At 37.7% G+C, this 4,407-nt stretch carries 5 protein-coding genes; 1 reads left to right on the forward strand and 4 read right to left on the reverse strand.

From position 1 onward, the window contains the following. On the forward strand, nucleotides 1–1,020 hold a 1,020-nt coding region (locus ACSHXM_RS21065; RefSeq protein WP_435692252.1), incomplete at its 5' end, for a GGDEF domain-containing protein. A gap of 47 nt (nucleotides 1,021–1,067) precedes the next feature. On the opposite strand, the gene ACSHXM_RS21070 is transcribed toward ACSHXM_RS21065, so the two are convergent. The 4 genes from ACSHXM_RS21070 to ACSHXM_RS21085 all read right to left on the reverse strand — a co-directional run bounded on the left by ACSHXM_RS21070 (nucleotide 1,068) and on the right by ACSHXM_RS21085 (nucleotide 4,160). Next, nucleotides 1,068–1,793 carry a winged helix-turn-helix domain-containing protein gene (locus ACSHXM_RS21070; protein WP_435692254.1) on the reverse strand — a complete coding sequence of 242 codons (726 nt, stop codon included), beginning with the start codon at nucleotides 1,791–1,793 and terminating at the stop codon, nucleotides 1,068–1,070. Between the two features lie 74 nt (nucleotides 1,794–1,867). Further along, on the reverse strand, nucleotides 1,868–2,623 hold the full coding sequence (locus ACSHXM_RS21075; RefSeq protein ID WP_435692256.1) for a spondin domain-containing protein: 756 nt from the start codon (nucleotides 2,621–2,623) through the stop codon (nucleotides 1,868–1,870). A 10-nt stretch (nucleotides 2,624–2,633) separates the two neighbouring features. Further along, complete coding sequence (locus tag ACSHXM_RS21080; RefSeq protein WP_435692258.1) at nucleotides 2,634–3,332, reverse strand: spondin domain-containing protein; 699 nt, start codon at nucleotides 3,330–3,332, stop codon at nucleotides 2,634–2,636. Nucleotides 3,333–3,704: 372 nt separating this feature from the next. Then, complete coding sequence (locus ACSHXM_RS21085; RefSeq protein ID WP_435692260.1) at nucleotides 3,705–4,160, reverse strand: RNA recognition motif domain-containing protein; 456 nt, start codon at nucleotides 4,158–4,160, stop codon at nucleotides 3,705–3,707. Nucleotides 4,161–4,407 lie beyond the last annotated feature (247 nt).

A 4,407-nucleotide genomic window follows, 5' to 3' on the forward strand; every position in this document is an offset into this window, starting at 1 on the left:
GGCGTAATTTTAGTTTGTGCATTTGTTTTTCCGGATCTAGCTTTAATACCTGACTCACTTAAATCAATTTACATTGATATAAGGTTGTTTTTTCAACTGCCAATATGTTTGATTGTATTTGCATTTACTTTCTTTAAATTTTATCAAAACAATCACAATGTCCATCAATTCACTATTTGTGTTGCTGTTTTACTACTTATTTATAGTAATTATTGGTTTATTTGGGTGAGTTGGCAACAGCAAGGTTTTGCTTTTCCATACGAAGGGACTGTGATTTATAGCCTGTTTGTTTTATTTGTATTTCGTATTCAATTTAGATACTCGTTAATTTTTGTATTGATAGCGGCTTTGGGCTTTGCTGCATTAGTTGCCACCACTACAGTATATGGAGATAGAAACCTAGTCTATTTAGGATTTGTTGCTTCAGGGCTATTTGTTGGAGTGATAGGTGTCCATCAAATCGAAAAAGCTTTACAGCAACTCTCGGTGAGCAATCAAAAACTAACCACTTTAAGTCAAATCGATAGGCTCTCTGCTATCTATAATAGAGGCGCATACGAAGATAAATTCAATGAATTATTAGAAATATCCAAACGTAGAAAAGATCAGCTATGTATTTTTATGATTGATCTGGATAACTTCAAGTCATTTAATGATGGATACGGACACCTTAAAGGTGATGATATTATTAAGTTACAGGCTAAATTATTACGAAGTATTTTTCGTAGAAATACAGACATAGTGGCTCGATATGGGGGAGAGGAGTTTGTCGTTGTTACATGTAATTTGGACTTAAGTCAGTGTGTTAACAGTGCCCAAAAAATTGTAGATGAGTGGGCTAAGTTGAAAATACCCCATGGAAAAATTGCAAGTCAAATGTATGTAAGTTGCTCTGTAGGATTTAATCATCAAACAGTAGATAAAAATACGACCAAAGAAAGTTTAGTTGATGGGGCCGACAAAGCACTTTATCGAGCTAAAGATAATGGTCGTAATCAATTCATTCAATATACAGATTGATTTCCTAAATTTATAACTTCTGACAATGAGGTTTACACCTTCTTTGACTATTCGTTTTCGACCCCTTGAGGGTTAAACTTATAACCGACTCCCCAGACTGTCTGAACAATTTGAGGTGAGGTTGCTTCAATTTCTATTTTTGCTCTAAGTCGATTGATGTGTGAATTAACAGTATGTTCATAACCACTATGGTGATAGCCCCACACAGATTCTAGTAATTGACTACGACTGAAAACTTGGTTGGGGTGGCTGGCTAGGTGGTGTAGTAATTCAAATTCTGTTGCGGTTAACTCGAGCTCTTGTTGTGATAGATACACTTGATGATTTTTTTGATTGATTGAGAGATTTCCGATAACTAATGTACAGCTTTCTTCTTCGTTTTCCGGAGTGTTGACTGCTTGTAAAACGTGTACTTTACGTAGTTGAGACCTAACTCTTGCTTGCAGCTCTCGTACGCTGAAAGGTTTCGTTATGTAATCGTCTGCCCCAAGTTCTAATCCTAAGACTCTGTCTGTTTCAGAGCTTTTAGCGGTTAGCATAATGATGGCTTGAGAAGGTTTTTTATCTCTAACTTGTCGACATATGTCTAATCCACTCACACCAGGGAGCATCACATCTAAGATTAACAATGAGTAGTCTTTTTCTAAAGCCATAAATAGCGCTTTTTCACCATTATCTTGATGGGACGTCTCTACACCTAACTCAGATAGGTTTACTCGAATGAGATCAGCGATATCTTTGTCGTCTTCTACTATTAATACGCTGTCTGACATATAAATTCTCCACTTAAAAATAAAAACGCTCATTAATCTGAGCGTTTTATACCGACTTTCTTATCAAAAGGCATTTATTCAATACGCGTTACCATAATGCGTATTGCTGGATTGTCAAACTTGTGTTGAACAGTTAACACGGAGTTGGTTAATCCATCATCATTAGTGACCACGCCTGGATGCATAGACACATAACCTGTGTCGGTGCGAGTGGCATTGAATCCTTCACCTCCATCTGCTGGACCCGGCATGGTTCCCATAGATTCGGTATTTACCTCTGTACCAGCATCATAAACGCCCGCCATTTTTGTCCAAGTACTACCGACTTCAAGAGTACTTAAATCTAACGCATCTAAACCTGTAAATGCATCATTAGTGTTAACTAACATTGATGTGATAGATAATTTTGCATCAGTCATATCCTGAATTGTCACACTAATTGTCTCGCTAGCGCCAGGACCTATGATTCCTGCACCACTAGCTGATGCCATACCTAGCGCTAATAAATCCACATTCATTCCTCCTTCAGCCATTTTTTCTAATGCAACCGACGGAACCTCGCCTACAGAAAATAAATGACCTGCGTCATGTAAAACCACGGCAGCAGGTGAAAGTGGTTGGGCATTACTTAAGTTTGTAATAGTGACTTCGTAGCTAACATCAACTGGAGTAGGTACAGGAGCGGGTACTTCAACTATTACCTCAACTTCCTTAATAACCTCCACTTCTTTTATGACTTCAACTTTATCGTCACTACAGGCACTTAATGCAAGTGGTAACGCAAGTAACATAGGTAATCGAAGGTTAGTGCTTTTTAGCTTATTAAACATAACAGACTCCTTATTGAACGGTTACTGTTACTTTGGCAACAGGGTTCAACCAGCGATGGATTGTGTTTGTAACGTCACTTTTACCTTCTGTAGCTGAATCATCACCAATATTACCAGGGTGGATGTGGATTAAATTGTTTGTTTCTGTCGCTGTAACACCCGTGCCGCCAGTGCCTAATGTTAGAAATGGAGGAGCTGGCATACCTGGTACACCAGGAGCACCGCCACCAACGATTTCATCATTCGCTTCTGTGCCTGCATCATAAGCATTTAAATAGACAGTATATGTTCCTGCTTCTGTTGGTATGGTCCAATTATCAAGGCCAATAAAACCATCATTTGACGGCAAAATCATAGCTACTATAGATAGTACTGTATTGGTATCCGCTGTCATAAATGAACCAGATACTTTTGCTGTAGGGCCTAGTGGGCCAGCTGTTGGTTCTGCTAAAACGTCTGCATTAATCGATGTGGCTATAGTGGTTAGGCCGGCTAAGCTTCCACCTTCGGCCATTTCTTGTATTTCTGGTGATGCCATTTCACCTACTTCAAATAAACTGGTGTCAGATGTGTGAGCAACCGTAGCGATAGGTGTAAAGTATAAACCTTGAGTAAGATTTTGAATTTCAATTGTTACATCAGCTGCGACTGCTTGGTTAGTCGAAAAGGCGATTAAGCCCGCAGAAATTATCTTCGAAAGTTGTTTCATGTTGTTTCCTTGCAAAAGTTAATAGGATGTTGCAGGAAAGAGTTTGCTCGGAATTTGTCCCGAAAGTATCACAAAACCCAAACGAAATTATCAATTTGGACAGTTTTACTAAATTTTATTGAATAATTAGCAAGAAGAACAAAAATAGGTAGGTACTTGATTAACTAATTCTGTTAAGGATTTTTTATCATGAATCACGAGATGAGCATCAAGATTTTAGACCAAGTGGAATTACATACAATTTAGAACTCGTTTATATGGTAGTTAGCTAATATGGATTAAAGTTTTTTAACGTGTAATTACTGAACTTAGCAAACATAACCCAGTGTTAACAACTGGATTATGCTTGTTTACTTAAAGGCGAATTTGTAACTAGTCTTCTGTTACTTTATCTTTGGCCAACCTTACTTTTAGAGTTCTTTCTTGAAAGGACGAATCGTTTAGGTTTTTGATAGCCTTGTTTGCACCTTTAGTGTCCATCTCTACAAAACCATACCCCTTTCTTTTACCAGTTCTGCGATCTTTCATTAAACGAACTGAGTTAACTGTTCCTTGTTGTTCAAAATGTTCCTGAACTGCTTGTTCATTCGCTCTGTAGGGAAGGTTGCCTACGTATAATGTAGAAAACTCTTGAGTACTGCTATTTGTTGAAGATTGAGTGGAGCCAAATAGGCTCAACAAAACAGGCGCTAGTAAGCCACCTAGGACTACACCGGCTACCGCTGTTAAATGGTTAGGGGCTTCTGCAGCAATTAATGGGGTTAATACAAAGACTAATACTGCAAGAATTACAGTAACTATGATATTTAAGACGAGAGATGGTTTCATTTATAACTACCTAAAAATTATGTTTATAAGGATAACGGAAAACAAGCCCATGTTACTTAATTCACATACAATCGCAATATAGTTAACTACCTTATACTTTATATTTGCTGTTTTTATATGCGCCAACGCTTCAATTTTGAACCTATTGCTCATTAAATCACCATTTGATTAAAAACTTTAAAAAAGGAGTTGCAGTGGATGAAGTTATGTCTATAATGCGCACCTCGCTTCGGGGAGTCACTTAAAA

It is taken from the genome of Paraglaciecola sp., assembly GCF_051252315.1.
Classification (GTDB): domain Bacteria; phylum Pseudomonadota; class Gammaproteobacteria; order Enterobacterales; family Alteromonadaceae; genus Paraglaciecola.

What these genes read in the sequence shown, in the direction of transcription:
- ACSHXM_RS21070 (WP_435692254.1), bottom strand. Translation starts at nt 1,793, where the DNA reads ATGTCAGACAGCGTATTAATAGTAGAAGACGACAAAGATATCGCTGAT.
- ACSHXM_RS21075 (WP_435692256.1), bottom strand. Translation starts at nt 2,623, where the DNA reads ATGTTTAATAAGCTAAAAAGCACTAACCTTCGATTACCTATGTTACTT.
- ACSHXM_RS21080 (WP_435692258.1), bottom strand. Translation starts at nt 3,332, where the DNA reads ATGAAACAACTTTCGAAGATAATTTCTGCGGGCTTAATCGCCTTTTCG.
- ACSHXM_RS21085 (WP_435692260.1), bottom strand. Translation starts at nt 4,160, where the DNA reads ATGAAACCATCTCTCGTCTTAAATATCATAGTTACTGTAATTCTTGCA.